We start from the raw sequence: 23,729 nt of genomic DNA on the forward strand, positions 1-23,729 counted from the left end.
ATGGGGGGTGGGAGAAGGAGCGGGGCTGGGTGCGTGCAGCTGCAAGGCGGAGGAGGGAGGCAACGCGAAGGGGGTCCCCCCATGCCTTCAGGGCTCCTTCAGGGCTATGGGGGAGTTGTCGACCGACGACAACGCCGCAGGTGTTCGTGCCCAGCCCCGCGACGCCGCCCCCATGTGCCGGTCGGTCTTACGCACACTGGTCAGGAACGGTAGTACCTACCCGGCCCGGTTCTTGAGTGCGGCGACGGCGGATGCCGCCAGGTCGTCGAGGTAGCCCTTGGGCAGCGGAGTGCGGACGACGGCGAGCCGCCAGTAGAGCGGGCCGACGATCAGGTCCAGCGCACGGTCCGGGTCGCTGTCCTCGGGCAGCTCGCCGCGCGCCACGGCGTCGCGTACGACGACGGCGGCGATGCCCTGCTGCGGGTCCAGCAGGGCGGCCTTGATCGTCTCGGAGATCTCCGGACTGCGGGCCGCCTCGACCAGCAGGTCCGGGATGACCTGCGAGGCGACGGGGTGGCGCAGGGCGAAGGAGGCGAGTCCCAGTACGGCGCGGACATCCCCGTACAGCGAACCGGTCGCCGGGGCCGGCATGCCCTGGACTGCGACGGCGGAGACCAGGTCGAGTACCAGGGCCAGCTTGGACTTCCAGCGGCGGTAGACGGCGGTCTTGCCGACGCCCGCGCGCCGGGCGATGCCCTCGATCGACATCCGGGCGAAGCCCACCGCGGCCAGCTCCTCGAAGACGGCGCTGCGAATCGCATCGGTGACGTCCTCGCGCAGCACAGCGGCTCCGGCGGGGACACGGCGGCGGGTTCCCGGGTCGGTGGTCATGGCCGAATCATAGTCCGTAACGACGAAACGGTTGCGTTGCGGCGTGGATGCGCCCTACCCTCGACGTTGCGACGATACGGTTCCGTCCCGTCGGCCGTCGTGTTCCTGCCCTCCCGTCGAAAGCGATCGTGGTGAGCCAGACAACAACCCCACCGGCCCCGGCCGACACCCCCGCCGGTACCCCCTCCCCGGTGTACGCGCCGGGCGAGCTGGCCGCGCTCGCCGCCCGCCACGGACTGACCATGAGCGGGGCCCGGCCCACGCTGGGCGCGTACATCCGGCAGCTGTGGGGGCGGCGGCACTTCATCACGGCGTTCGCCACCGCCAAGCTGACCGCGCAGTACAGCCAGGCGAAGCTCGGCCAGATCTGGCAGATCATGACGCCGCTGCTGAACGCGACGGTCTACTACTTCATCTTCGGCGTCCTGATGAACACCAAGCGCAACGTCGAGGACTTCGTGCCGTTCCTCGTCACCGGCGTCTTCATCTGGACCTTCACCGCCAGCTCGATCACCGCGGGGACCCGTGCGATCAGCGGCAACCTGGGCCTGGTCCGGGCCCTGCACTTCCCGCGTGCCTCGCTGCCGATCGCGCTGGCCCTGCAACAGCTCCAGCAGTTGCTGTTCTCACTGGGCGCGCTGGTGCTGATCCTGATCGGGTTCGGGCAGTTCCCCAAGCCGTCCTGGGTGCTGGCCGTTCCGGCGCTGATCCTGCAGGCCGTCTTCAACACCGGTGTCTCCATGGTGGTGGCGCGGCTGGCCGCCCGGACGCCGGACATCGCCCAGCTGATGCCGTTCATCCTGCGCACCTGGATGTACGCCTCGGGCGTCATGTGGAGCGTCGACACGATGCTCAAGGGCGACCGGGTTCCGCACTACGTGATGGTGATGCTGGAGTGCAATCCGGCCGCCGTCTTCATCGACCTGATGCGGTTCGCGCTCATCGACAGCTTCGACGCGTCCCATCTGCCGCCGCATGTGTGGGCGATCGCCGCGGGCTGGGCGCTCGTGTGCGGCGTGGGCGGATTCGTGTACTTCTGGCAGGCGGAGGAGCGGTACGGACGTGGCTGACAACATGGCTGACAACAACGAGCGGCTGCCGACCGTCGTCGTGGACGACGTGCACATCACGTACAAGGTCAACGGCGCCCGTACCGGAAAGGGCAGCGCCACCTCGGCGCTCAGCCGGATCGTCTCACGCCGGCAGACCCCCGGGGTGCGCGAGGTGCACGCCGTGAAGGGGGTGAGCTTCGCCGCGTACAAGGGCGAGGCCATCGGCCTGATCGGTTCCAACGGCTCGGGCAAGTCGACGCTGCTGAAAGCGATCGCCGGTCTGCTGCCCGCGACGAAGGGCCGGGTGCACACCCAGGGCCAGCCCTCCCTGCTCGGGGTGAACGCGGCACTGATGGGCGATCTGACCGGCGAGCGCAACGTCGTGCTCGGCGGCCTCGCCATGGGCATGACGCGGGCCCAGATCCGCGAGCGCTACCAGGGGATCGTCGACTTCTCCGGCATCAACGAGAAGGGCGACTTCATCACCCTGCCGATGCGGACGTACTCCTCCGGAATGGGCGCGCGGCTGCGCTTCTCGATCGCGGCCGCCAAGAGCCATGACGTCCTCCTGATCGACGAGGCGCTGTCCACCGGCGACGCCAGGTTCCAGCGGCGCAGCCAGGAACGGATCAAGGAACTGCGCCAGGAGGCCGGCACGGTCTTCCTGGTCAGCCACAGCAACAAGTCGATCACCGAGACCTGCGACCGGGCGATCTGGCTGGAGGCGGGAACGCTGCGGATGGACGGTCCGGCGGACGAGGTCGTGGCCGAGTACGAGAAGTTCACCGGCAAGAAGTAGCGGCGCGGGCGGCGGGCCGGGAGAGCGACCGGGACGGCCGGGGCGACGGGTCCGTACATCATCGACTTCAAGATCGCCCGCGTCGGCGACGCCACCCGGCTCACGCGCGGGCGGCAGGCCGAAAACCAAGCCCGTCCGACGCCTGCGAGGACAGACCCCGCGGCCCGGGGTACCGGCCGATCAGGCCCGTCCGACGATTGAGGGCGGGGCGGCTGCCGGGCATCCCCGGCAGCCGCCCCGCCCTCACCAACCCCTACGCGTGCGTGCGCAACAGCGTCCGCATCGTCCGCATGGCCACCGACAGGTTCGCCAGATCGAACGCGTCCGACCCCTGAATCTCCTCAAGCGTGGAGCGCGACCGGGTAAGGATCGCCGCGTTCTTCTCCTCCCACGCCTTGAACCGTTCCTCCGGCGTAGAGGTCCCGTTGCCCACGGACAGCACATCGGCGGTGAGCGCGGCGTGCGCGGCGTACAGGTCCTCGCGGATGGAGGCACGGGCCATGGACTGCCAGCGGTCGGCCCGCGGCAGCTCGATGATCCGGTCCATCAGCTGGGTGATGCCCAGGCGGTCCGCGAGGTCGTAGTACACCTCGGCGACGGAGAGCGGGTCCTTGCCGGTGCGCTCCGCGATCGCCACGATGTCCAGCGCCGGGAAGGCGGAGGAGAATCCGGCGACCCGCTGGGCCAGCTCGCCCGGGACACCCGCCTCGGTGAGCTCGTCCAGGATCGACTGGTACCAGTCGAGGTCGGCGCCCATCAGCATCTTGGGCAGTTCGGCCCAGACCTGCTCGACACCCGCCTTGAAGAAGTCGATCGTCCCGGCGATCTCCAGCGGCTGCGGCCGATTGCCGAGCAGCCAGCGCGAACCGCGCTCGACGAGCCGGCGCGAGTGCAGCCGGATCCGGGTCTGCACATCGGCGGCGACCTTGTTGTCGAGCGCCTCGACGGCGTCCCACACCTGGCCGAGGCTGAAGATCTCGCGGGCCGCGGACTGCGCCCGCACGATCTCCTCGATCGAGGCGCCGGTCTCTTCCCGCAGCCGGTGCAGGAAGGTCGAACCACCGCTGTTCACGGTGTCGTTGACCAGGACCGTGGTGATGATCTCGCGACGCAGCGCGTGCCCGTCGACCGCCTCCGGGAACTGCTCCCGCAGCTGCTGCGGGAAGTAGGCGTGCAGCAGCTTCTGCAGGTGCGGGTCGTCCGGCAGGCTGGTCTTGATCAGCTCCCGGGCCGCCGTGATCTTCGTGTACGCGAGCAGCACGGCCAGCTCGGGCTGGCTGAGCCCCTTGCCGGCGTTCAGCAGTTCGCGGATCTGCCGGTCGCTGGGCAGGAACTCCAGCCCGCGGTCGAGGTCCCCGTCACGGACCAGCCGGCGCATGAAGCGCTGGTGGGCATGGAGCAGGGACGCCGACTGAGTCGTGGCGTTGGCGAGCGCCACGTTCTGCGCGTAGTTGTTGCGCAGCACCAGACGGCCGATCTCGTCGGTCATCTCGGCGAGCAGCTTGTTGCGCTGCTTGACGGTCATGTCGCCGTCCCGGACCAGACCGTTGAGCAGGATCTTGATGTTCACCTCGTGGTCGGAGGTGTCCACACCGGCGCTGTTGTCGATCGCGTCGGTGTTGATCCGGCCGCCGTTGCGGGCGAACTCGATCCGGCCGAGCTGGGTGGCACCGAGGTTGCCGCCCTCGCCGACGACCTTGGCCCGCAGATCCTGGCCGTTGACGCGGATCGCGTCGTTGGCCTTGTCGCCGACGTCGGGGTTCGACTCGGCGGACGACTTGATGTACGTACCGATGCCGCCGTTCCACAGCAGGTCGACGCGGGCCTTGAGGATGGTCTGCATCAGCTCGGCGGGCGTCATCTTCGTGACGCCCGAATCGATCCCGAGCGCCTCACGGATGTGCGCGTTGACCGGGATGGACTTGGCGCTGCGCGGGTGGATGCCACCACCCGCGGAGAGCAGTTCCTTGTTGTAGTCGGCCCAGGAGCTGCGCGGCAGGTCGAAGAGGCGGCGCCGCTCGGCGTACGAGGTGGCGGCGTCCGGGTTCGGGTCGATGAAGATGTGCCGGTGGTCGAAGGCGGCGACGAGCCTGATGTGCTCGGAGAGCAGCATGCCGTTGCCGAACACGTCGCCCGACATGTCGCCGACGCCGACGACGGTGAAGTCCTCGGTCTGGGTGTCGTGGCCGAGCTCGCGGAAGTGCCGCTTGACGGACTCCCAGGCACCGCGGGCGGTGATGCCCATGCCCTTGTGGTCGTAACCGGCGGAACCGCCGGAGGCGAACGCGTCGCCGAGCCAGAAGCCGTACGAGACGGCGACCTCGTTGGCGATGTCGGAGAACTTCGCGGTGCCCTTGTCGGCGGCGACGACCAGGTATGTGTCGTCCTCGTCGTGACGGACGACGTCCCTGGGCGGCACGACCTCGCCGGCCACCATGTTGTCGGTGATGTCGAGCAGCGCCGAGATGAAGGTGCGGTAGGAGGCGATGCCCTCGGCCATCCAGGCGTCACGGTCGACGGCCGGGTCCGGGAGCTGCTTGGCGACGAAGCCGCCCTTGGCGCCGACCGGCACGATGACGGTGTTCTTCACCATCTGCGCCTTGACCAGGCCGAGGATCTCCGTACGGAAGTCCTCGCGCCGGTCCGACCAGCGCAGACCGCCTCGGGCGACCTTGCCGAAGCGCAGGTGCACGCCCTCGACGCGCGGCGAGTAGACCCAGATCTCGAACGCCGGGCGGGGTGCCGGCAGATCCGGGATGGACTGCGGGTCGAACTTCATCGAGACGTAACCGTGCGGCCTGCCGTCGTCCGCCATCTGGAAGAAGTTGGTACGCAGGGTGGCCTTGATGACAGTGAGGAAGGACCGCAGGATCCGGTCCTCGTCGAGCGAGGCGACCTGGTCCAGGGCCCCGTCCAGCTCCTCGAGGAGCCCGTCGGTCAGCTCCGTACCGGCCCGCTGGCGGTCGGGCGACATCCGCGCCTCGAAGAGCGAGACCAGCAGCCGGGTGGTGTGGACGTTGTTACGGAGAGTGCTCTCCATGTAGTCCTGGCTGAAGGTCGATCCGGCCTGACGCAGGTACTTCGCGTAGGCGCGCAGCACCATCGCCTGCCGCCAGTTCAGACCGGCGCCCAGCACGAGCGAGTTGAAGCCGTCGTTCTCCGCCTCACCGGTCCACACGGCGGCGAAGGCGTCCTGGAACCGGTCGCGGGCGTCGTCGGCGAGGTAGTTGCCGTTGCCATTGGTCTGCGGCATGCGCAGACCGAAGTCGTAGATCCAGGCGTGCGTACGGTCCGCGCAGCGCAGCTCGTACGGACGCTCGTCGACGACCTCGACGCCGAGCCGCTGAAGCGCCGGAAGCACGGCGGACAGGGAGACCTGCTCGCCGGTCCGGTAGATCTTGAAGCGGCGCTCGCCGGGGCCGGCGCCGACCGGCTCGTACAGGCTGAGGGCGAAGTCCTTCTGGTCCTTCTTGAGCGCTTCGAGGTGGACCAGGTCGGCCACGGCGGCGCGCGGCGTGTGGTCGGCCTTGTAACCCTCGGGGAACGAGTGGCCGTACTGGCGCATCAGCTCGGCGGCGCGCTCTTCGCCGCACTCGGCGTTCAGCGCCTCCTGGAAACCGTCGGCCCAGGAGCGGGCGGCCTCGACGAGCCGGGCCTCGATGCGGTCGGCCTCGGCGTCGGTGAGGTCGGGCAGCTCGGTGCCGGGGGCGACCCGGACGACGAAGTGCAGCCGGGAGAGGATCGACTCGGTGTTCCAGGCGGTGAAGTCGACGCTGGTGCCGCCCAGCTCCTCCTTGAGGATGTCGATCAGGCGGAGCCGTACACCGGTGGTGTAGCGGTCACGCGGCAGGTAGACGATCGCGGAGTAGTAGCGCCCGTACTCGTCCTGGCGCAGGTAGAGCCGCAGCCGACGGCGCTCCTGGAGGTACAGCACGGAGGTGACGACGGAGCGCAGCTGGTCGACGGGCGTCTGGAAGAGCTCGTCGCGCGGGTACGTCTCCAGGATCTGCACCAGGTCGCGGCCGTCGTGGCTGTTGGGCGAGAAGCCCGCGCCCTCCAGCACCTCGGCGACCTTGCGGCGGATGACGGGCACCCGGCGCACGGACTCGGTGTAGGCGGCGGACGAGAACAGCCCGAGGAAGCGGCGCTCACCGACGACATTGCCGTCGGCGTCGAACTTCTTCACGCCGACGTAGTCGAGGTAGCTGGGGCGGTGGACGGTCGACCGGCTGTTGGCCTTGGTGAGGATGAGGAGCTTGTGCTCGCGCGCCTTGGCCCGGGCGTCGGCGGGCAGCCGCTCGAAGGACGGGCTGACGGGGTGCGCCTCGTCGACGCTGTGGTGCGGGTCCGAGCGCAGGATGCCGAGGCCGGTGCCGGGGACGGCGGCCAGCGCGTCGGTTTCCTTCAGCTCGTACTCGCGGTAGCCGAGGAAGGTGAAGTGGTCGGCGGCGAGCCAGCGCAGCAGCTCCCTGGCCTCGTTCACCTCTTCGTCGGCGAGGTCGTCGAGCGGCTCGCCGGGCAGGTCGTCGGCGATGCGCAGCGCGGCGTCGCGCATCTTGTCCCAGTCCTCGACGGTCTCCCGTACGTCGGACAGCACGCGCAGCAGATCGGCGGCGATCTGCTGGAGGTCGGAACGGTCGGTCTCGCGGTCGATCTCGACGTGGATCCAGGACTCGACGAGCGCGTCGTGCGGCAGCCCGGTCCCGGCGCCCTTGGTGTCCTTGCGGCCCTGCAGGCTCGTCGAGATGCCGTTGCCCTCGGCGAGGACCTCGATGAGCTTGCCGGTGACGTCGCGGCGTACGACGACCTGCGGGTGGATCACGACGTGGATGCCGCGCCCCTGCCGGGACAGCTCATTGGTGACGGAGTCGACCAGGAACGGCATGTCGTCGGTGACGACCTCGACGACGGAGTGGCTGCACGTCCAGCCGTTCTCCTCGACGGTCGGGGTGTGCACCCGGACGTTCGCCGTGCCCTGCGGGCGTGTCTCCGCGAGCCGGTGGTGGGAGGAGGCGGCGCCGAAGACGTCCACGGGGTCGCGGCCCGCGATGTCCTCCGGAGCGGTGTGCAGGTAGTAGCGCTGGAGGTAGGCGAGGAGTACGTCCTGCCCGGGACGCTCCTGGTCGGCCCCGGCGGCCGCAACACGTACCCCGGGGGTACCGCCCGGGCCACCGACACCACCGCCCGGGCTGTTGTCAGCTACCTTGGCGGCCCGTGCGAGCAGCTCGGCCTTGGCTTCGTCCAGCTTGGTCTGCATGTCCTCTGGCTCCTGTCGCGCGCCGTTGCGTGACGTAGGTGAAAAAGACGACGTACCGCCACGACACGGGGTTTCCGGTCTGAGTCGACGCTATGCCGCTATGAGAGATGCCCGGGACCATATTGGCCATTTTTGACAGTCGGCCCGGGCTGTGAGGATCAGTGATAGCCCGGGTGCTGTGGCACTCCGGGCGCAGGCCGGGGGCTTCGCTGCCCCCGAGGCGTATCGCGCTGATCACGGGGTCCAGGCTATCTCGCCCGCCCCCGTAACCGTCACGAGCCGTATGTGTACAAAAGATGGCCCCGAAGTTTGACACTCTGGACAGCGCGTCGGCCCGTATTGCCGCACTCTGGTAGACGGAACAGGCCGACGAACCGTGGGAGCCCCGCCATGGCACCGAAAATCCTGATCGTCACCGGCGACGCCGCCGAGTCCCTGGAAGTCCTCTATCCCTACCAGCGGCTGCGCGAGGAGGGTTACGACGTCCATATCGCGGCCCCCGCCCGCAAGACGCTCCGCTTCGTGGTCCACGACTTCGAGCCCGGCTTCGACACGTACACCGAGAAGCCCGGCTACACCTGGCCCGCCGACCTGGCCTTCTCCGAGGTCGACGCCGGAGATTACGTGGCCCTGGTCGTACCGGGCGGCCGGGCGCCCGAGTATCTGCGCAACGACGCCGAGCTGCGCAAGATCCTCAAGGCGTTCTTCGACTCGGACCGGCCGGTGGCCCAGATCTGCCACGGCCCGCTGATGACGGCGGCGGTCGGCGCGCTGGTCGGCCGGCACGTCACCGCGTACCCCGCGCTGGAGCTCGACATGCAGGCGGCGGGCGCCGTCTTCGAGGACCACGAGGCGGTGGTCGACGGCACCCTGATCTCGTCCCGTGCGTGGCCGGACCACTCGGCGTGGATGCGCGAATTCCTGAAGGTGCTCCGCACAAAGGCCCCGGTGACCACCTGACGGCGCTCGCGAGGGACCGGGCCCCCGTCCTTCCCGCCCTATCCAGCCATCCGCTCGGCGAGGTCGGCGGCCTCGGCCAGACTGTCGACCACCGGCACCCCGGCCGCCTCCAGACTGGCTCTGCTGTGCGATCCGCCGGTGTAGAGCACGGCCTTCGCACCGACATGGGCGGCGGCCACGGCGTCGTCCAACGCATCGCCGATGACCACCGTGTGCTCCGGGGACACCCCGTCCAGCGCGGCGATGTGCCGCTCCATGTGCCGCGCCTTGCTGCCGCCGGACGGCCCGGTGCGCCCGTCGACCCGCACGAAGTGCCGCTCGATGCCGTACCCCCGGACCACGGGGACCAACTGGTCGTGCCCGTACATGCTCAGGAGAGACTGGCTGCGTCCGGCCAGCTGCCACTGCGTGAGAAGCTCCTCGGCACCCTCGGTGAGCCCGCAGGCGGCCCGCTGCTCGGTGTAGTGCAGGTGAAATATCCCGTCCATCCGCTCCCACTCGGCCTCTGTGGGCAGCCGGCCCATCAGCCGTTCGTAGAAGCGGGGGATCGGGATGCAGTACATCTCGCGGTACTGCTCCAGGGTGATCGGCTCCAGGCCGACCTCGCCGAACGCGGCGTTGGTCGCGCCGACGACCGCGGCGTTGTCGTCGAGCAGTGTGCCGTTCCAGTCCCAGACCAGATGCGTGCGGTGCTTCCCATGCGTCCCCATGCATAAGAACGTACCCGCCGGGTCCGACACCCGTTACGGCAGCGGGGCAGCAACCGCAACGCCCCTCTTCCCCCTCCGCTCCCCGTCCCCCTCATCCGATCAGATTCGGAATCTCCTGAATGCCGAACCAAAGCAGCTCGTGATCCTCGGCGCCGTCCACGGTGAACTGCGCGTCGTCGTCACCGAGGTCCGCCGCGCCCAATGCAGCCGCGGCAGCCGTGACGTCCTTCTCGGCGTCATCCGCGTCGACATGCACGGCAGCAGCCTCGGTCAGCGCCACGGAGGACGCGATCCGCACCTCGCCGAGCGACGACGAGTCCAGGCTGCGGTCCGGGTCGGCCACGGCCGCGCCGTCCGGTACGTCGACAGCGACGACGACCCGCCGACGGGCCGCGTCGGGGTTCCCGGCGATCAGGCGCAGCGAGGCGGAAGCGGCCCGGTTGAGCGCCGCGTACTCCAGCTCCTCGATGTCGTCGGAGACGTACCACTCACGCAGTCCGGGGGTCACCGCATAGGCGGTCAGCGGACCGGGACCGATCTCGCCCGCCTTGTGCGCCGCTGCGAGACCGAGGAGCGTCAGGGGGACGTACACGCGCATGGCTGGCCGCTTTCGTAGTCGGAAACGCCCTCAGGATACGTGCGGCGTCCCCCTTTGGGGTTACATGCACCGCTGCTGTCACGTCCACCCCGCAACCGCCACTCACCCTCCCCACGCCTTCCTCGCACCCAGCACGGCACCGGGTTCATCACCCGGATAGGTGATTCGTCCGGATCACGTCCGGCACCCATCGACGCTTGCGGCCACCTCCGCCGTCGCCGTAGAAGATCCACAGCAGAAGTTACCGCCCGGTATTCGGCCGGGCCTCTGAAGCACGGGGGCAGTGAGCGATGAGCACGAACAGGACCCGGCCCACCGGACGACACGACCAGCGCAGGCCCGATTCGGTACCACCGCAACGCGCAAGGACTCCCCGACGTGTCCGCCCCCACCACTGGTTCGCCGAGCGCCTCCTGGCTGTCCTCAGCGGCCAGCGCCCGGTGCACTGGATGCTCGGACACACCATCGGCGAGGCATACGACCAACTGGCCGAACTGGCCCCACGCACCCCCCTCAGGGCCCGCGGCGCCCGCCCGGTCATCCGCATGTGCCACGGCGCCCAGCCGGCTCCGGGCGTGGTGGAGGCCTGTGCGAGCATCGCAGCGGGCGAACAGGTAAGGGCCATGGCCTTCCGCCTGGAACAGGGCACAGACCTCCGCTGGCGCTGCGCAGCAGTAGAGCTGGGCGACGAACACCTACAGGCGACGCCCACCCGATAGACACCCGGCCAGGGGCTTCCCCGGCCCCGCTGCGACACGAGCAACGGGGCCAGGGGGAAGCCCCCGGAAAGCACTGGCCACCCGCCCCACGCCCCGCACCGCACTCTCAGCCTTTCCGGCACTTGAGGAGCGGGGCCAAAGCCGGAACCCGTCCACCACCGGACGCTGCCCCACCCACAGCTGCCTCACCCACACCACAGCCGCCCAACCTCACACCCACCGCACCACAGCCACCCCACCCGACCCCCGTCCCGTCCCTACCCACGCCCCGTACTCCAAGCCTCTCCGGCGCCTGAGGAGCGGGGTCCGGGGCAGAGCCCCGGTTCCGGGAAGGGGCGGGGAGGGGGACAGCCCCGCGCAGCGGCCCACCCACCCGCGCCAAGGACATCCCGCGCCCATGCCCGCACTTGCCCCCACCCGCCCCGCACCCGGCAACGGGACCCAGGGCCCGGGCCCAAAACAAACCGGGGCCGGCCACCCACAAAAGGTGCCCGACCCCGGCCAAACCCCACCGGCGCCAACGACGCCGACGCCACCGCTACTTCTTGCGGCGCCGCCCACCTCCACCATTCTTCTGCGCCTTGCGCCGCTCCGCCCGAGTCAACCCGTCCGACTCGGACGCGACCCCACCGTCACCGTTGGAGAAGTCGCCCTCGACGACCCCGCCCTCCCCGTCCACCGTGGGAGCGGAGAAGTGCAGCCGGTCCGGTCGCTGCGGAGCGTCGAGCCCCTTGGCCCGGATCTCCGGACGCGCCGCCGGCACGAGGTCCTCCTTGGCGAGCGAGGTCCGCTCGGCCTCGTCCTGCACCGGAACCTCCTCGACCTGCTGCTCGACCTGGACCTCCAGGTTGAACAGGTAGCCGACGGACTCCTCCTTGATGCCCTCCATCATGGCGTTGAACATGTCGAAGCCCTCGCGCTGGTACTCGACCAGCGGGTCCTTCTGCGCCATGGCACGAAGGCCGATGCCCTCCTGGAGGTAGTCCATCTCGTAGAGGTGCTCACGCCACTTGCGGTCCAGGACGGACAGCACCACACGCCGCTCCAGCTCACGCATGATGTCCGAGCCGAGCTGCTTCTCGCGCTCGTCGTACTGCTCGTGGATGTCGTCCTTGATGGACTCACCGATGAACTCGGCGGTGATCCCTGCCCGGTCGCCGGCCGCCTCCTCCAGCTCCTCGACGGTGACCTTCACCGGGTAGAGCTGCTTGAACGCACCCCACAGCCGGTCCAGGTCCCACTCCTCGGCGAAGCCCTCGGCGGTCTCCTGGCGGATGTAGTCGTCGATCGTGTCGTCCATGAAGTGGCGGATCTGGTCCTGCAGATCCTCGCCCTCCAGGACCCGGCGACGCTCGCCGTAGATGACCTCGCGCTGCCGGTTGAGCACCTCGTCGTACTTCAGGACGTTCTTGCGCGTCTCGAAGTTCTGCTGCTCGACCTGCGACTGGGCCGACGCGATCGCCCGCGTCACCATCTTGTTCTCGATCGGCACGTCGTCCGGCACATTGGCCATCGACATGACGCGCTCGACCATCTGCGCCTTGAACAGCCGCATCAGGTCGTCGCCGAGCGACAGATAGAAGCGGGACTCGCCCGGGTCGCCCTGACGGCCGGAACGGCCGCGCAGCTGGTTGTCGATACGCCGCGACTCGTGCCGCTCGGTGCCCAGGACATAGAGCCCGCCGAGCTCCCTGACCTCTTCGAACTCCGCCTTCACGGCCTGCTCGGCCTTCTCCAGCGCGGCAGGCAGCGCGGCCGCCCACTCCTCGACGTGCTCGACGGGGTCGAGGCCGCGCTGGCGCAGCTCCGCCTCTGCGAGATCGTCGGGGTTGCCGCCGAGCTTGATGTCGGTGCCTCGTCCGGCCATGTTCGTCGCGACCGTGACCGCGCCCTTGCGGCCGGCCTGAGCGACGATCGTCGCCTCACGGTCGTGCTGCTTGGCGTTGAGGACCTCGTGCTGGACACCACGCTTGGAGAGCTGCTGCGAGAGGTACTCGGACTTCTCGACCGAGGTGGTGCCGACCAGGATCGGCTGGCCCTTCTCGTGCTTCTCGGCGATGTCGTCGACGACTGCGGCGAACTTCGCGACCTCGGTGCGGTAGATCAGGTCCGACTGGTCGGCACGGACCATCGGCCGGTTGGTCGGGATCGGCACCACACCGAGCTTGTAGATCTGGTGGAACTCGGCGGCCTCGGTCATCGCCGTACCGGTCATGCCGGAGAGCTTGCCGTAGAGGCGGAAGAAGTTCTGCAGGGTGATCGTGGCGAGCGTCTGGTTCTCGTCCTTGATGTCCACCCCTTCCTTCGCCTCGATCGCCTGGTGCATGCCCTCGTTGTAACGGCGGCCGGCGAGGATACGGCCGGTGTGCTCGTCGACGATCATGACTTCGCCGTCGATGACGACGTAGTCCTTGTCCTTCTTGAAGAGTTCCTTGGCCTTGATGGCGTTGTTGAGGTACCCGACGAGGGGGGTGTTCACCGACTCGTAGAGGTTCTCGATGCCGAGCCAGTCCTCGACCTTCGCGACACCGGGCTCATGGATGGCGACGGTCCGCTTCTTCTCGTCGACCTCGTAGTCGCCGGTCTCCTCGATTCCCTTGAGCTGGTTGCCCGCCTCGCCCTTGGTGAGGCGGGTGACCAACTTGGCGAAGTCGCCGTACCACTTGGTGGCCTGGTCGGCCGGGCCGGAGATGATCAACGGCGTACGGGCCTCGTCGACGAGGATCGAGTCGACCTCGTCGACCACAGCGAAGTTGTGGCCGCGCTGGACGAGCTCGTCCGCGGACCACGCCATGTTGTCGCGGAGGTAGTCGAAGCCGAACTCGTTGTTCGTGCCGTACGTGATGTCGCAGGCGTACTGCTCACGGCGCTGGGCCGGCGTCATGTTGGCGAGGATGCAGCCGACGGTCAGGCCGAGGAACTTGTGGACCCGGCCCATCATTTCGGAGTCACGCTCGGCCAGATAGTCATTGACCGTGATCAGGTGCACGCCCTTGCCGGAGAGTGCGTTGAGATACGCCGGCAGGGTGCCGACAAGGGTCTTGCCCTCGCCGGTCTTCATCTCGGCCACATAGCCGAGGTGCAGTGCTGCGCCGCCCATCATCTGGACGTCGTAGTGGCGCTGTCCGAGGACCCGCTTGGCGGCCTCACGGACGGTTGCGAATGCCTCGGGGAGCAGGTCGTCCAGGCTCTCGCCGTCCGCGTACCGTTCCTTGTACTCGTCGGTGAGCGCCCGCAGCTCGGCGTCGGAGAGGTTGACGAAGTCCTCTTCGATGGAGCTGACCTGGTCCGCGATGCGGTGCAGTTTGCGCAGGATCTTGCCTTCGCCTGCACGCATGAGCTTGTTGAAGACGGACACTGAGGCTGGTCTCCTTGCCGGTCGGGCCTGGCACTGGGTCGTGTTATGGACTCTGGCGCGGGCACGGCAGGTGGGCCCCACCGCAACGGCCATCGTAAGCGAGGACCCCGCCGCGCCGGGAGGGCTGCCGCCGCGTCGGCTCCGTCGTCCCTTCCAAGTCAACGGCCCGGGGGCTCCGAAGGTGCCGGGAAGTCCGAAAAGTGTTCGCTTCCCGGCCGGCGTCTCACCAGAATCCGTACATGGAGCCGATCACCCTCACCACCGAGCGTCTGCTGCTGCGCCCCTTCACGATCGGCGACGCGGACGAGGTCCACGCCGCTTGTCAGGACCCGGACATCCAGCGCTGGACGGTCGTGCCCTCGCCGTACAGCCGCGCCGACGCGGAGCTCTTCACGGGGAAGCTGTCCCCCGGCGGCTGGCGCGACGACTCCATGTACAACTTCGCGGTGGTCCCGCGCGAGGGCGGGGCCCTGGCGGGAGCACTCGGCATCAATCGCCGCAATCTGCCGGGCACGTACGAGGTGGGGTTCTGGACCGCCAAGGAGCACCGGGGCCGCGGCTACATGACGGAGGCCGTGCTGTCCGCCGCCCGCTGGACCTTCACCTCGCTCGGCGGCGACCGGCTGGAATGGCGGGCCGAGGCCGGCAACGTCCCCTCGCGTGCCGTGGCGCTTCGGACGGGATTCCGGATGGAGGGTGAGCAGCGGTCGGGACTGCTCAACAAGGGCGTCCGGCGCGACGCGTGGGTGGGGGCGCTGCTCCCGTCCGACCTCGGCCTGCAGGGCACCCACGCCTACCTGCCCGCCACCGCCTGACTCACCGGCCTCTTGCCGTCGCGGGGAGCTCCACGGCCGGATGTCAGTGCCTCCCTCTAAGGTGCGAGGCATGACGTCTGCGCCGCCTCCCGCCGCCGAACTCTCCACCGACCAGGCACGCAGGATCGCCCTGCGCGCCCAGGGCTTCCTGGGCGCTCCGGACCGCAGGGCCGGGGTTCCGGGCGTGTTGCGGCACCTCGGTGCCGTCCAGCTGGACACGATCTCGGTGCTCGCTCGTTCGCACGAGCTGATTCCGTACGCGCGCCTCGGCGCGGTCGGCCGGCGCGCGGTCGAGGAGGCGTACTGGTCGGATGGCCGCACCTTCGAGTACTGGTCGCACGCGGCGTGCATCCTGCCGGTCGAGGAGTGGCCGCACTTCGCGTTCCGCCGCCGCGCCTACCGCTCGCGCCCCCACTGGCACCACGATCTGCCGGACGGCACCTACGAAACGGTGATCAAGCAGCTGCGCGCCGAAGGCCCGCTGACGGCGACGGAGCTGGGCGGTGCGAAGAACGGCGGGGAGTGGTGGGACTGGTCGGCGTCGAAGGTCGCCGTCGAGCGCGCCCTGATGTACGGCGAGGTGGTGTGCACCGAGCGGCGAAGCTGGAAGCGGGTGTACGACCTCGCCGAGCGGGCCCTGCCCGATCCCGTGCTGCACGACGATCTGGACGACGCGGAGTGCCTGCGACGGCTGGTAGCGCTCGCGGGGCAGTCCCTGGGCGTCGGCACCCGCGCGGACATCGCGGACTACCACCGGCTCAAGGGTGAACAGTTCGACGCGGTGGTGGCGGACTCCGGTCTGGTGCCGGTGACGGTGCAGGGCTGGGCGAAGCCGGCCTGGGCGGACCCTGCAGCGCTGGCCTCCGAGCCGCGCGGGCGGCACCGTACGACCCTGTTGTCGCCGTTCGACTCGCTGGTCTGGGAGCGGGCGCGCACCGAGCGGATCTTCGGTTTCACCCATCGCCTGGAGGCCTACGTCCCCAGGCCCAAGCGGATACATGGTTACTTCGCGATGCCGCTGCTGGCGGGCGGAAAGCTGCAGGGCCGCGTCGATCCGGCGCGCGAGGGAAGCACGCTGGTCGCCCGCCAGGTGTCCCTGGAGGGCAAGAAGGCCGTGGCGCCGATGGCCGAGGCGCTGGTGGAGGCCGCGTCCTGGGTCGGTTGTACAGATGTCCGGCTGGAGCGGGTCGACGCACCGGAACTGCGCGGGCCGCTGGCTCAGGAAATAGCCCGCGCTCTGGCGTGAGCGCGCATTCCCGTCCCTTTACCCGGCGTCGTCCCTCCCGGTCCCGTCGTGGGACCGGTCATCTGATCTCCAGGATCTTCTCCCGCATGGCGTAGACCACGGCTTCCATCCTGGAGTGCAGCTGCAGCTTCTCCAGAATGTTGCGGACGTGGTTCTTCACGGTGTTCTCGGAAATGAACAGTTGCTTCGCGATATCGCGATTATTCATGCCCGTTGCAACGAGTTTCAGGACTTCGAGTTCCCGGTCGGTGAGCCGCGGCGCCGGCACCAGCCTGCGCTCGTCGGTCCGCTGGATCATCGACTTGAACTCGGTGAGCAGTTTGGACGCCATGGAGGGGCTGATCTGGGACTGCCCGTCGGCGACCGCGCGAATCGCGGTGGCCACCTCGTCCGTGGAGATCTCCTTCAGGAGATAGCCGGTGGCGCCCGCCTTGATCGCGTCGTAGAGATCGGCCTCCTCGTCACTGATCGTCAGCATGATGATCTTCGCGCTGGGGGCCACCTCCTTGATCGACGTGCAGGCCTCGATGCCGCCGCGCTTGGGCATCCGTACATCCATCAGCACGATGTCGGGCAGCAGATCGGCCGCCTTGTCGACCGCCTCCGCCCCGTCACCTGCCTCGCCGATGACCTGGATATCCTCCTCCTGAGCGAGGACGATCTCCAGGCCTCTGCGGAAGAGCGCGTGGTCATCCACCACGAGGACCCGGATCGGCTCCTTGCGGGACCCACTGTCCGCGTCCGCCCCGGCATCGGCACCGGCAGCGCCGTCGGCATCATTCGCATCGCGCACGGGCCCGAAGGTGTCCGCCATCGTTCCTCCCCCTGAAAGCCATGGCCTGAAGTTCACAAACTGTCCGCCAACGGCAGTTCACAGAGCACTGGTTGGCTTGGGACGACATGATTTCATGCCCGGACGTCGCAGCGGTGATTCCGTGGCCGCACACGGGTGCCCCTGGGGGCGCACAGGCGCTCCCAGGGGCACCGCAGAAGGGGGGCGTCAGCCGCCGAGCGCACCGCCCGCGCCGCCCGCCTCATCGGCGGCCAGCGGATCGGTCCTCAGGTGAATGACACCGTAGTCATAGGCATGCCGTCGGTAGACGACACTGGGTTCCTTCGTCTCGGAGTCGACGAACAGATAGAAGTCGTGCCCGACCAGCTCCATCTCGTAGAGCGCCTGATCGAGCGACATCGGTGCGGCAACGTGCGTCTTCTCCCGCATCACCAGCGGACCCTCGCCCTGCACCAACAGCGAGCCGAACCTGGTGGTGGGTACGGACTGATCCGCCTCGTTGCCGACCAGATCGCCCTCGCCGTTGAACGACGCCGCGCCCGGCACGGTCTCGGCGACTTCGGCAGCGGGAATCCGGCCGTTGCCACGACGGCTGTAGCGCTTGTCGTGCTGCTTGCGCAGCCGCGCCTCCAGCTTGCCGGTGGCCAGGTCCAGCGCTGCGTACGGGTCGCCTGCGGCCGCTTCCGCCCGGATGACCGGCCCACGCGAGCGGAGCGTGATCTCCACCCGGTCGGAACGGTCGGCCTGACGGGGGTTCGGCTCCTTGGACACCTCGACGTCGAGGCTGATCACCTTGCCGTCGAACTTCTGGATCTTGTCCAGCTTCAGCTTTTCGGCCACGTGCTTGCGGAACCGCTCGGGCACCTCGGTCTTGCGGCCCTTGACGACGATGTCCACGCAGAACTCCGTTCCCGGATCACTCCGCTCAATGGCGGAGCGTCTCCCTTTTGCACCAGGCCCCGGTGGTAGCCGGAGCCGCGGACTCGGTGACTTCCACCTCCTCCTCCCCCATCGGCAGGGTCTCCACCCCACCGAATTTTCCACATCTGGACTACCGGTGAGTTTCCTGCCCGAAACCTGGTGTTGCATTCATCGAGGTCTGGCATTCACCATTCCTCACAACCGAACATAGCCTGCCTGGCCTGATGTCGGCACCCGCTACTCGCACGTACCTCCGTTCAGGTCTTTTTACCCACTCACCACCTGCAACGATGCAAGTTCACTGGCAGTTCCGGTTTGTTTCAAAGGCTGGCGGAGACACTGCGACAACCGCCGCCTGCCCGCTGCCGGACGGCGCACCCGTGTGCCCGTCCGCTGTCCTGATCGCCCGGGCTGCCTCGGCCAACGAGGCGCCGGTCGTCAAAAGGTCGTCCACCAGCACCACCCGTCCGGCCGCAAGCAGCCGTTCGCCCCCGGCCACGACTTCCAGCGCCCCCGCAAGATTCGCCTGCCTCTGCCGGGCTCCCAGCCCCGCCTGATCGGCCACCGGGCGCCGCTGCCGAAGCACCGCGACCACCCGGGCACGGGTACCTCCGCGCCGCAGTTCACCCGCGGCGGCCAGCGCGATCCGGCGCATCGGATCATGCCCCCGTGCCGCCACGGCCCGCCGCGTCGACGGCACGGGCACGAGCAGAACCGGGCCGCTGACGCCCACCTGCCCCGTCCCGGCCCGTACGGCCCCCGCCAGTGCCTTGCCGAGTGCCCCGGCCAGCCCCAGTGCACCCCGCTCCTTATGGGCCAGGAGCACCGCACGTACCGCGTTTTCGTACGCGGCGGCCGCATGCACCACTGGAAGGCCCGCGGGCTCCGGCACGGGCCTGACCCGGCGCGGCACCTCGCCGTACAGCTCCGCACGGCATTGCTCGCACAGCTCGGTGCGCGTCCTGCCACAGCCACCACAGGACACCGGCAGAACCAGTCCGGAGATCTCCCGCCACCATCCCCGCATGACTCCACTGTGCCCTCCCCGAAGGGGCCGGGCCACCCCTGTGGAAAACGCGGAAGCGACCGCGGGGTCTCAGCCCGGGTAGACCAGCGACGAGCCTCCCTTGACCACCGTCTGCCAGTTGTCACCCGGCGACAGCTTCACTATCCCGTCGCTCGACGTGGCCGCCATCAGCGGCAACTGCTCGTCGTCCGCCGCCGCGACCGACGACACCTGATTCACACCGGGCAGAACACCCGATGCGGCCGTCGAGCCGTCCGCCTGCACATAGCGCACCTGCTGCACGCCGCCCTGCTCCTTGCCGACCACCACGAGACGGCTCCGGCCCGACCACGACATCGCGGTCACATCCGTCAACTGCGGTGCGGCCTGTCGCAGCTCCACCACCGAGACCCTCTGCTCCTTCTCCGGCCCGCGCCGCTCGATCCGGCCGATCTTCAGCGTGTTGTGGCCGTCCTGGCTCACCAGGAGGGCGATCCGCACGCCGTCCGCGGACATCCGCAGCGCCTCGATCCGCCCGCCGTCCAGGCTTGGCACGGTGACCTCCTGCGGCTTGCCGGCACCGCCGGTCAGCCGCAGCAGTCTGCGGTTGCCGGGATCCCGGTCGGCCACCCAGAGATCGCCCCGACCGTCCCAGCTCGGCACCGACAGACGGTTGTTCGGGTTCTGGGCCTTGCTGGTCACCGCGGCCGCAGGAAGCTCGCCGTCCGAGACAATGGACGACACGTAGAGGGCCGTCCTGTCGCGCGAGACCGCCGCCGCCCGCTGCTCGTCCCTGGCCACACCGACCGCCCCCATCCGCACCGGTCCGTCGCCGAGCGGACCGGACACCACCTCCGGGGTGCCACTGCCCTTGGTGCTGCCAGGAATTCGCTCCACACGCCCCTTGGCATCGACGAAGTACTGACTGTCCGGCCCACTCGACGAACCGTCAGGTGCGAACTCCTCCGCCTGATCCGTCCCGAGGACGCACAGCGGGGAGCCGTCGGAGCGCTGCAGCTCGACCTGCTCGACCCGTGCGGACGTCAGGTCCCGCAAGGTGTAGAGGACCTGCGAGGCCATCATGCGGCAGGAGCGCTGTCCGACGCCGTCCGCCTTCTTGTTGAGCGGGACCTTCAGTACGTTGCGGTCGTCGGGCGCCAGCGAGGTGACACCCTTCTTCAGCGCCGTACCTGCGGGGAAACGGGAGTCGACCACCGGCCGCAGCCAACTGGTCGGCCCTGCCAGGAGGCTGCGGACCGCCTGCGTCACGGTGTCCATCCCCGTGACAGGGTCCGTCCGGCTGCGGAGATAGACGGGGTCGGCGACCAGGGTCGACTGCTCCGACGTCCGCCCCGCGGCGAAGTAGTACTTGTCCACAGAGCGGTAGAGACGCTTGAAGTCCGACTGCCCGAGCAGAAGGCCGTCCGGCACGAGGTCGATGCGCCACTCCTTGCCCTCCGGCCCGTTCTCCTTCACCAGATGCAGGGACTGGTTGTAGTCCGTGGGCGCGAGTGGCTGATAGGCGCTCTGGGCGTCGACCGTTGCCACCTTCTCACCGGTCAGGGTGTAGGTGATCTCCGTGATGCCGGGGTCGCTGTCGCGGAACGGGCGGTCGCTCCGGTTCGGCGCCTTGGTGAGCACCGTCGTGAACGCGCTCGGCTTCCAGGAACTGGCTGCCTTCCTCGTCAGGTACTTGCGGGTCGTCCTGAAGTCCGAGTCATCACTCGTCATGGACTCCAGGAAGCCGTCGACGACCTCGTTGGGGGTGGCGTTGTCACGCGGCGCCACGGCATACACCTGCACCTGGGAGTCGCCGGGCTGTGAGGCGTCGACAGCTTTGACATCCCCGGTGACGGGCATCGAGCCGCACGCGGACAGCAGCACGACACAGCTTCCGAGCAGCGCGAACAGCCCCAGCACACGTCCATGGCCGTCCCTACGACGGTCAGTGCCCACGATTCGTGTCCCCCCGCTCCGGGTCCTGCACTGCAGAGTCGAAATCGCCACCCGGCCGGTCCTCGGCGGCGCGCGCGACCACCCTTGCACCGCTCCCCGGCAGGGCCGCCGGATGCACGGAGATCGGCGTCGTCCGGGGTGCCACGGGGGTACGCGAGGATACGGGCAGCGCGGACCGGTCATTGCCACCGGGCTGGGCCGGCACTGCCGTCAGCCGGTGTTCACTCCCGGTCATGGAAGCGGCCGCGGCTCGCTCCTGGTTCTCCCGGTTTCGCCGGGAGTCCTCGGGCTCCAGCGGTATCGGCGATCCGCGCAGCGGTTCGTCCGCCGTGCGCGGCAGAGTCAGCCGGAACTGCGAACCGCCGCCCGGCTCGCCCCATGCCTGTAGCCAGCCGCCGTGCAGCCGGGCGTCCTCCACGGCGATGGACAGTCCGAGTCCGGTGCCGCCGGTCGTCCGTGCGCGAGCCGGATCGGCCCGCCAGAAACGGTTGAACACCCGTGTCGCCTCGCCGGGCTTGAGTCCCACGCCGTAGTCCCGGACGGCCACGGCGACCGCACCTCCGGCCACCGCCATCCGCACCACGACGTCCCTGCCCTCGCCGTGCTCGACGGCGTTGACCACAAGGTTGCGCAGGACGCGTTCGACCCGCCGCGCATCGGCCTCCGCGATCACCGGCTGCTCATCGCCGACCACCCGGATACGGGTGCCCTTGCGCTCGGCCAGCGGCTCGGCCCCGCCGATCACCCGTCGTACGACCTGTCGCAGATCTATCGGCTCGGCCTCCAGCGCGGCGGCGCCCGCGTCGAACCGGCTGATCTCCAGCAGATCGGAGAGCAGCGACTCGAACCGGTCGAGCTGATCCCCGAGCAGCTCTGCGGAACGCGCCGTCACGGGATCGAAGTCGCTGCGGGCCTCGTGGATGACATCGGCGGCCATCCGTACGGTCGTCAGCGGTGTCCGCAGCTCGTGGGAGACGTCGGAGACGAAGCGCCGCTGCATCCGGGACAGCTCCTCCAGCTGCTGGATCTTCAGCTGCAGGTTCTGCGCCATCTTGTTGAACGCCTCACCGAGCCGGGCGATATCGTCCTCGCCGGTGACCTTCATCCGCTCCTGGAGCCTGCCGGCGGAGAGCCGCTCGGCGATGCCCGCCGCCATCCGTACGGGCGTGACGACCTGCCGCACCACGAACCAGGCGATGGCCCCGAGCAGCACGACCACGAACAGTCCCGCAGTCGCCAGCGTGCCCTTGACCAGTGTCAATGACTTCTCCTCCTGCGTCAGCGGGAAGAGGTAGTAGAGCTGGTACGGATTGTGGTCGATGTCGTAGAGCCGCTTGCCCACCACGAGTCCGGGCTGCGGCTCCTGTCCGTTCGCGTACTGGATCAGGGAGTACGTCTGGAACGCTCCCGGACCCTTGTTCACGGAGTCCCGCAGGCTCTGTGGGATGCTCGCCGCCTCCACACTGCCCGAGCCGCGCGGCGCACGCGTGCCCTCGTCGGCGCTGAGTGCCACCACGTTGAAGGCGTTCTTGCCGCCACTGGCGAGCTGATCGACGAGCTCGGTCCGCCAGGAGTTGTTGGCCGAGGTGCCGTCCGCAGCGTCGCCGCCCTGCCCACCGGGGGTGAGCGGGGCGTTCGCCTTCTCCTGGGCCGCCGCGAAACCGCCGGCGGCCTGGGTCTGGGCAGCCTTGCCCTTCGCGTCGAGCAGGCCGTTGCGCACCTGGCCGATCACGACCAGCCCGAGGAGCAGCACCACACCGAGCGACATGAGCAGCGTGCCCGCGACGACCCGCAACTGGAGGTTGCGCCGCCAAAGCCGCACGGCGGGCAGCAGCGGACGCCGCACCCAGCGCATCAGCAGTCGCGGCACAGGACCGCCGGGCGCCCGGTCGTGGAACAACCGGCCACCCTGCAGAAGACGTCGGACCCGGGACGCCTTGTGTCCTGGAGCAGCAGCCCTCTCCGCACTGGCTCCCGGCTCCCCGGGCTGCGGAGCAGCGCTACTCAGGGGCATATCAGCTCGGTCCGGCCTTGTAACCGACACCTCGGACGGTCACCACGATCTCGGGCCGCTCCGGGTCCTTCTCGACCTTGGAGCGCAGGCGCTGGACATGCACATTCACCAGCCGGGTGTCGGCAGCGTGGCGGTACCCCCAGACCTGCTCCAGCAGTACCTCACGGGTGAAGACCTGCCACGGCTTACGGGCGAGTGCGACCAGCAGGTCGAACTCCAGCGGGGTGAGGGCGATCGATTGTCCCTCCCGCTTCACCGAATGACCGGCCACATCGATGACCAGATCCCCGATGGCCAGCTGCTCCGGCGCCGGTTCCTCGGACCTCCGCAGACGTGCCCTGATCCGGGCAACCAACTCCTTAGGTTTGAACGGCTTGACGATGTAGTCGTCGGCCCCGGACTCCAGGCCCACCACCACGTCAACCGTGTCGCTCTTGGCAGTGAGCATGACGATCGGCACACCCGACTCGGCCCTGATCAACCTGCAGACCTCGATGCCGTCCCTACCGGGCAGCATCAGATCCAGCAGGACCAGGTCCGGCTTGGCCTCACGAAATGCAGCAAGTGCCTTGTCGCCGTCCGCTACGAACGACGGTTCGAACCCTTCACCACGCAGCACAATCCCGAGCATCTCGGCCAGTGCGGTGTCGTCGTCGACGACAAGGACGCGTCCCTTCATAATCGACATCATCCC

General features: G+C 68.9%; 17 protein-coding genes. 6 read left to right on the forward strand and 11 right to left on the reverse strand.

The genetic code is table 11. From position 1 onward, the window contains the following. Nucleotides 1-216 precede the first annotated feature (216 nt). Nucleotides 217-831 (reverse strand): TetR/AcrR family transcriptional regulator, encoded by a 615-nt coding sequence (locus ACIPEK_RS41825; protein WP_402007527.1) that lies wholly within the window; start codon nt 829-831, stop codon nt 217-219. Nucleotides 832-959: 128 nt separating this feature from the next. Between ACIPEK_RS41825 and ACIPEK_RS41830 the strand changes: the two genes are divergently transcribed. Continuing rightward, complete coding sequence (locus ACIPEK_RS41830) at nt 960-1,901, forward strand: ABC transporter permease (RefSeq protein WP_383071775.1); 942 nt, start codon at nt 960-962, stop codon at nt 1,899-1,901. Between the two features lie 4 nt (nt 1,902-1,905). Beyond that, nucleotides 1,906-2,682 (forward strand): ABC transporter ATP-binding protein, encoded by a 777-nt coding sequence (locus tag ACIPEK_RS41835; protein WP_402007558.1) that lies wholly within the window; start codon nt 1,906-1,908, stop codon nt 2,680-2,682. 253 nt (nt 2,683-2,935) lie between these two features. On the opposite strand, the gene ACIPEK_RS41840 is transcribed toward ACIPEK_RS41835, so the two are convergent. Next, nucleotides 2,936-7,939: an NAD-glutamate dehydrogenase gene (locus ACIPEK_RS41840; RefSeq protein ID WP_402007529.1), complete on the reverse strand. Its 5,004-nt coding sequence runs from the start codon at nt 7,937-7,939 to the stop codon at nt 2,936-2,938. A gap of 390 nt (nt 7,940-8,329) precedes the next feature. Here ACIPEK_RS41840 and ACIPEK_RS41845 point away from each other — a divergent pair, with 390 nt between their 5' ends. After that, nucleotides 8,330-8,899 carry a DJ-1/PfpI family protein gene (locus ACIPEK_RS41845; protein ID WP_093893995.1) on the forward strand — a complete coding sequence of 190 codons (570 nt, stop codon included), beginning with the start codon at nt 8,330-8,332 and terminating at the stop codon, nt 8,897-8,899. Nucleotides 8,900-8,937: 38 nt separating this feature from the next. Here the strand turns inward: ACIPEK_RS41845 and ACIPEK_RS41850 are convergent, their stop codons facing one another. Next, nucleotides 8,938-9,609 carry an HAD family hydrolase gene (locus tag ACIPEK_RS41850; protein ID WP_402007531.1) on the reverse strand — a complete coding sequence of 224 codons (672 nt, stop codon included), beginning with the start codon at nt 9,607-9,609 and terminating at the stop codon, nt 8,938-8,940. Between the two features lie 91 nt (nt 9,610-9,700). Then, nucleotides 9,701-10,207, reverse strand: coding sequence for a DUF6912 family protein (locus ACIPEK_RS41855; RefSeq protein WP_383079783.1), 507 nt, complete (start codon nt 10,205-10,207; stop codon nt 9,701-9,703). 290 nt (nt 10,208-10,497) lie between these two features. Between ACIPEK_RS41855 and ACIPEK_RS41860 the strand changes: the two genes are divergently transcribed. Next, entirely contained in the window at nt 10,498-10,926 is a 429-nt protein-coding gene (locus ACIPEK_RS41860; protein WP_266361131.1) for an Rv3235 family protein, read from the forward strand. Between the two features lie 538 nt (nt 10,927-11,464). Here the strand turns inward: ACIPEK_RS41860 and secA are convergent. Continuing rightward, a complete protein-coding gene (gene secA / locus ACIPEK_RS41865; RefSeq protein ID WP_402007534.1) occupies nt 11,465-14,284 on the reverse strand; it encodes a preprotein translocase subunit SecA in 2,820 nt (939 codons plus the stop codon). Between the two features lie 239 nt (nt 14,285-14,523). On the opposite strand from secA, the gene ACIPEK_RS41870 reads away from it, so the two are divergent. Then, entirely contained in the window at nt 14,524-15,099 is a 576-nt protein-coding gene (locus tag ACIPEK_RS41870) for a GNAT family N-acetyltransferase (protein ID WP_402007536.1), read from the forward strand. A gap of 70 nt (nt 15,100-15,169) precedes the next feature. Beyond that, nucleotides 15,170-16,345 (forward strand): winged helix-turn-helix domain-containing protein, encoded by a 1,176-nt coding sequence (locus ACIPEK_RS41875; protein ID WP_402007538.1) that lies wholly within the window; start codon nt 15,170-15,172, stop codon nt 16,343-16,345. Nucleotides 16,346-16,403: 58 nt separating this feature from the next. Here ACIPEK_RS41875 and ACIPEK_RS41880 read toward each other — a convergent pair whose 3' ends face one another. From ACIPEK_RS41880 to mtrA, 6 genes are all read right to left on the reverse strand, one after another. Then, nucleotides 16,404-17,159 (reverse strand): response regulator, encoded by a 756-nt coding sequence (locus ACIPEK_RS41880; protein ID WP_383079788.1) that lies wholly within the window; start codon nt 17,157-17,159, stop codon nt 16,404-16,406. 186 nt (nt 17,160-17,345) lie between these two features. Continuing rightward, nucleotides 17,346-18,035 carry a ribosome hibernation-promoting factor, HPF/YfiA family gene (hpf, locus tag ACIPEK_RS41885; protein ID WP_402007540.1) on the reverse strand — a complete coding sequence of 230 codons (690 nt, stop codon included), beginning with the start codon at nt 18,033-18,035 and terminating at the stop codon, nt 17,346-17,348. A 322-nt stretch (nt 18,036-18,357) separates the two neighbouring features. Beyond that, nucleotides 18,358-19,086, reverse strand: coding sequence for a ComF family protein (locus ACIPEK_RS41890; protein ID WP_402007542.1), 729 nt, complete (start codon nt 19,084-19,086; stop codon nt 18,358-18,360). A 69-nt stretch (nt 19,087-19,155) separates the two neighbouring features. After that, nucleotides 19,156-21,021, reverse strand: a complete 1,866-nt coding sequence (locus tag ACIPEK_RS41895; RefSeq protein WP_402007544.1) for an LpqB family beta-propeller domain-containing protein — start codon at nt 21,019-21,021, stop codon at nt 19,156-19,158. Then, on the reverse strand, nt 21,011-23,035 hold the full coding sequence (gene mtrB, locus ACIPEK_RS41900) for an MtrAB system histidine kinase MtrB (RefSeq protein WP_402007545.1): 2,025 nt from the start codon (nt 23,033-23,035) through the stop codon (nt 21,011-21,013). The genes ACIPEK_RS41895 and mtrB overlap by 11 nt, the downstream gene beginning before the upstream one ends. A 1-nt stretch (nt 23,036) precedes the next feature. Next, entirely contained in the window at nt 23,037-23,726 is a 690-nt protein-coding gene (mtrA, locus tag ACIPEK_RS41905; RefSeq protein WP_187438793.1) for a two-component system response regulator MtrA, read from the reverse strand. Between the last annotated feature and the right edge of the window lie 3 nt (nt 23,727-23,729).

It is taken from the genome of Streptomyces sp. NPDC088246 (assembly GCF_044741025.1).
Classification (GTDB): Bacteria; Actinomycetota; Actinomycetes; order Streptomycetales; family Streptomycetaceae; genus Streptomyces.

Excerpts from the sequence above, each read along its gene's own strand:
- ACIPEK_RS41825 (WP_402007527.1), bottom strand. The coding sequence starts at position 831 with ATGACCACCGACCCGGGAACCCGCCGCCGTGTCCCCGCCGGAGCCGCT.
- ACIPEK_RS41835 (WP_402007558.1), top strand. The coding sequence starts at position 1,906 with ATGGCTGACAACAACGAGCGGCTGCCGACCGTCGTCGTGGACGACGTG.
- ACIPEK_RS41840 (WP_402007529.1), bottom strand. The coding sequence starts at position 7,939 with ATGCAGACCAAGCTGGACGAAGCCAAGGCCGAGCTGCTCGCACGGGCC.
- ACIPEK_RS41845 (WP_093893995.1), top strand. The coding sequence starts at position 8,330 with ATGGCACCGAAAATCCTGATCGTCACCGGCGACGCCGCCGAGTCCCTG.
- ACIPEK_RS41850 (WP_402007531.1), bottom strand. The coding sequence starts at position 9,609 with ATGGGGACGCATGGGAAGCACCGCACGCATCTGGTCTGGGACTGGAAC.
- ACIPEK_RS41855 (WP_383079783.1), bottom strand. The coding sequence starts at position 10,207 with ATGCGCGTGTACGTCCCCCTGACGCTCCTCGGTCTCGCAGCGGCGCAC.
- ACIPEK_RS41860 (WP_266361131.1), top strand. The coding sequence starts at position 10,498 with ATGAGCACGAACAGGACCCGGCCCACCGGACGACACGACCAGCGCAGG.
- ACIPEK_RS41870 (WP_402007536.1), top strand. The coding sequence starts at position 14,524 with ATGGAGCCGATCACCCTCACCACCGAGCGTCTGCTGCTGCGCCCCTTC.
- ACIPEK_RS41875 (WP_402007538.1), top strand. The coding sequence starts at position 15,170 with ATGACGTCTGCGCCGCCTCCCGCCGCCGAACTCTCCACCGACCAGGCA.
- ACIPEK_RS41880 (WP_383079788.1), bottom strand. The coding sequence starts at position 17,159 with ATGGCGGACACCTTCGGGCCCGTGCGCGATGCGAATGATGCCGACGGC.
- ACIPEK_RS41890 (WP_402007542.1), bottom strand. The coding sequence starts at position 19,086 with ATGCGGGGATGGTGGCGGGAGATCTCCGGACTGGTTCTGCCGGTGTCC.
- mtrB (WP_402007545.1), bottom strand. The coding sequence starts at position 23,035 with ATGCCCCTGAGTAGCGCTGCTCCGCAGCCCGGGGAGCCGGGAGCCAGT.
- mtrA (WP_187438793.1), bottom strand. The coding sequence starts at position 23,726 with ATGATGTCGATTATGAAGGGACGCGTCCTTGTCGTCGACGACGACACC.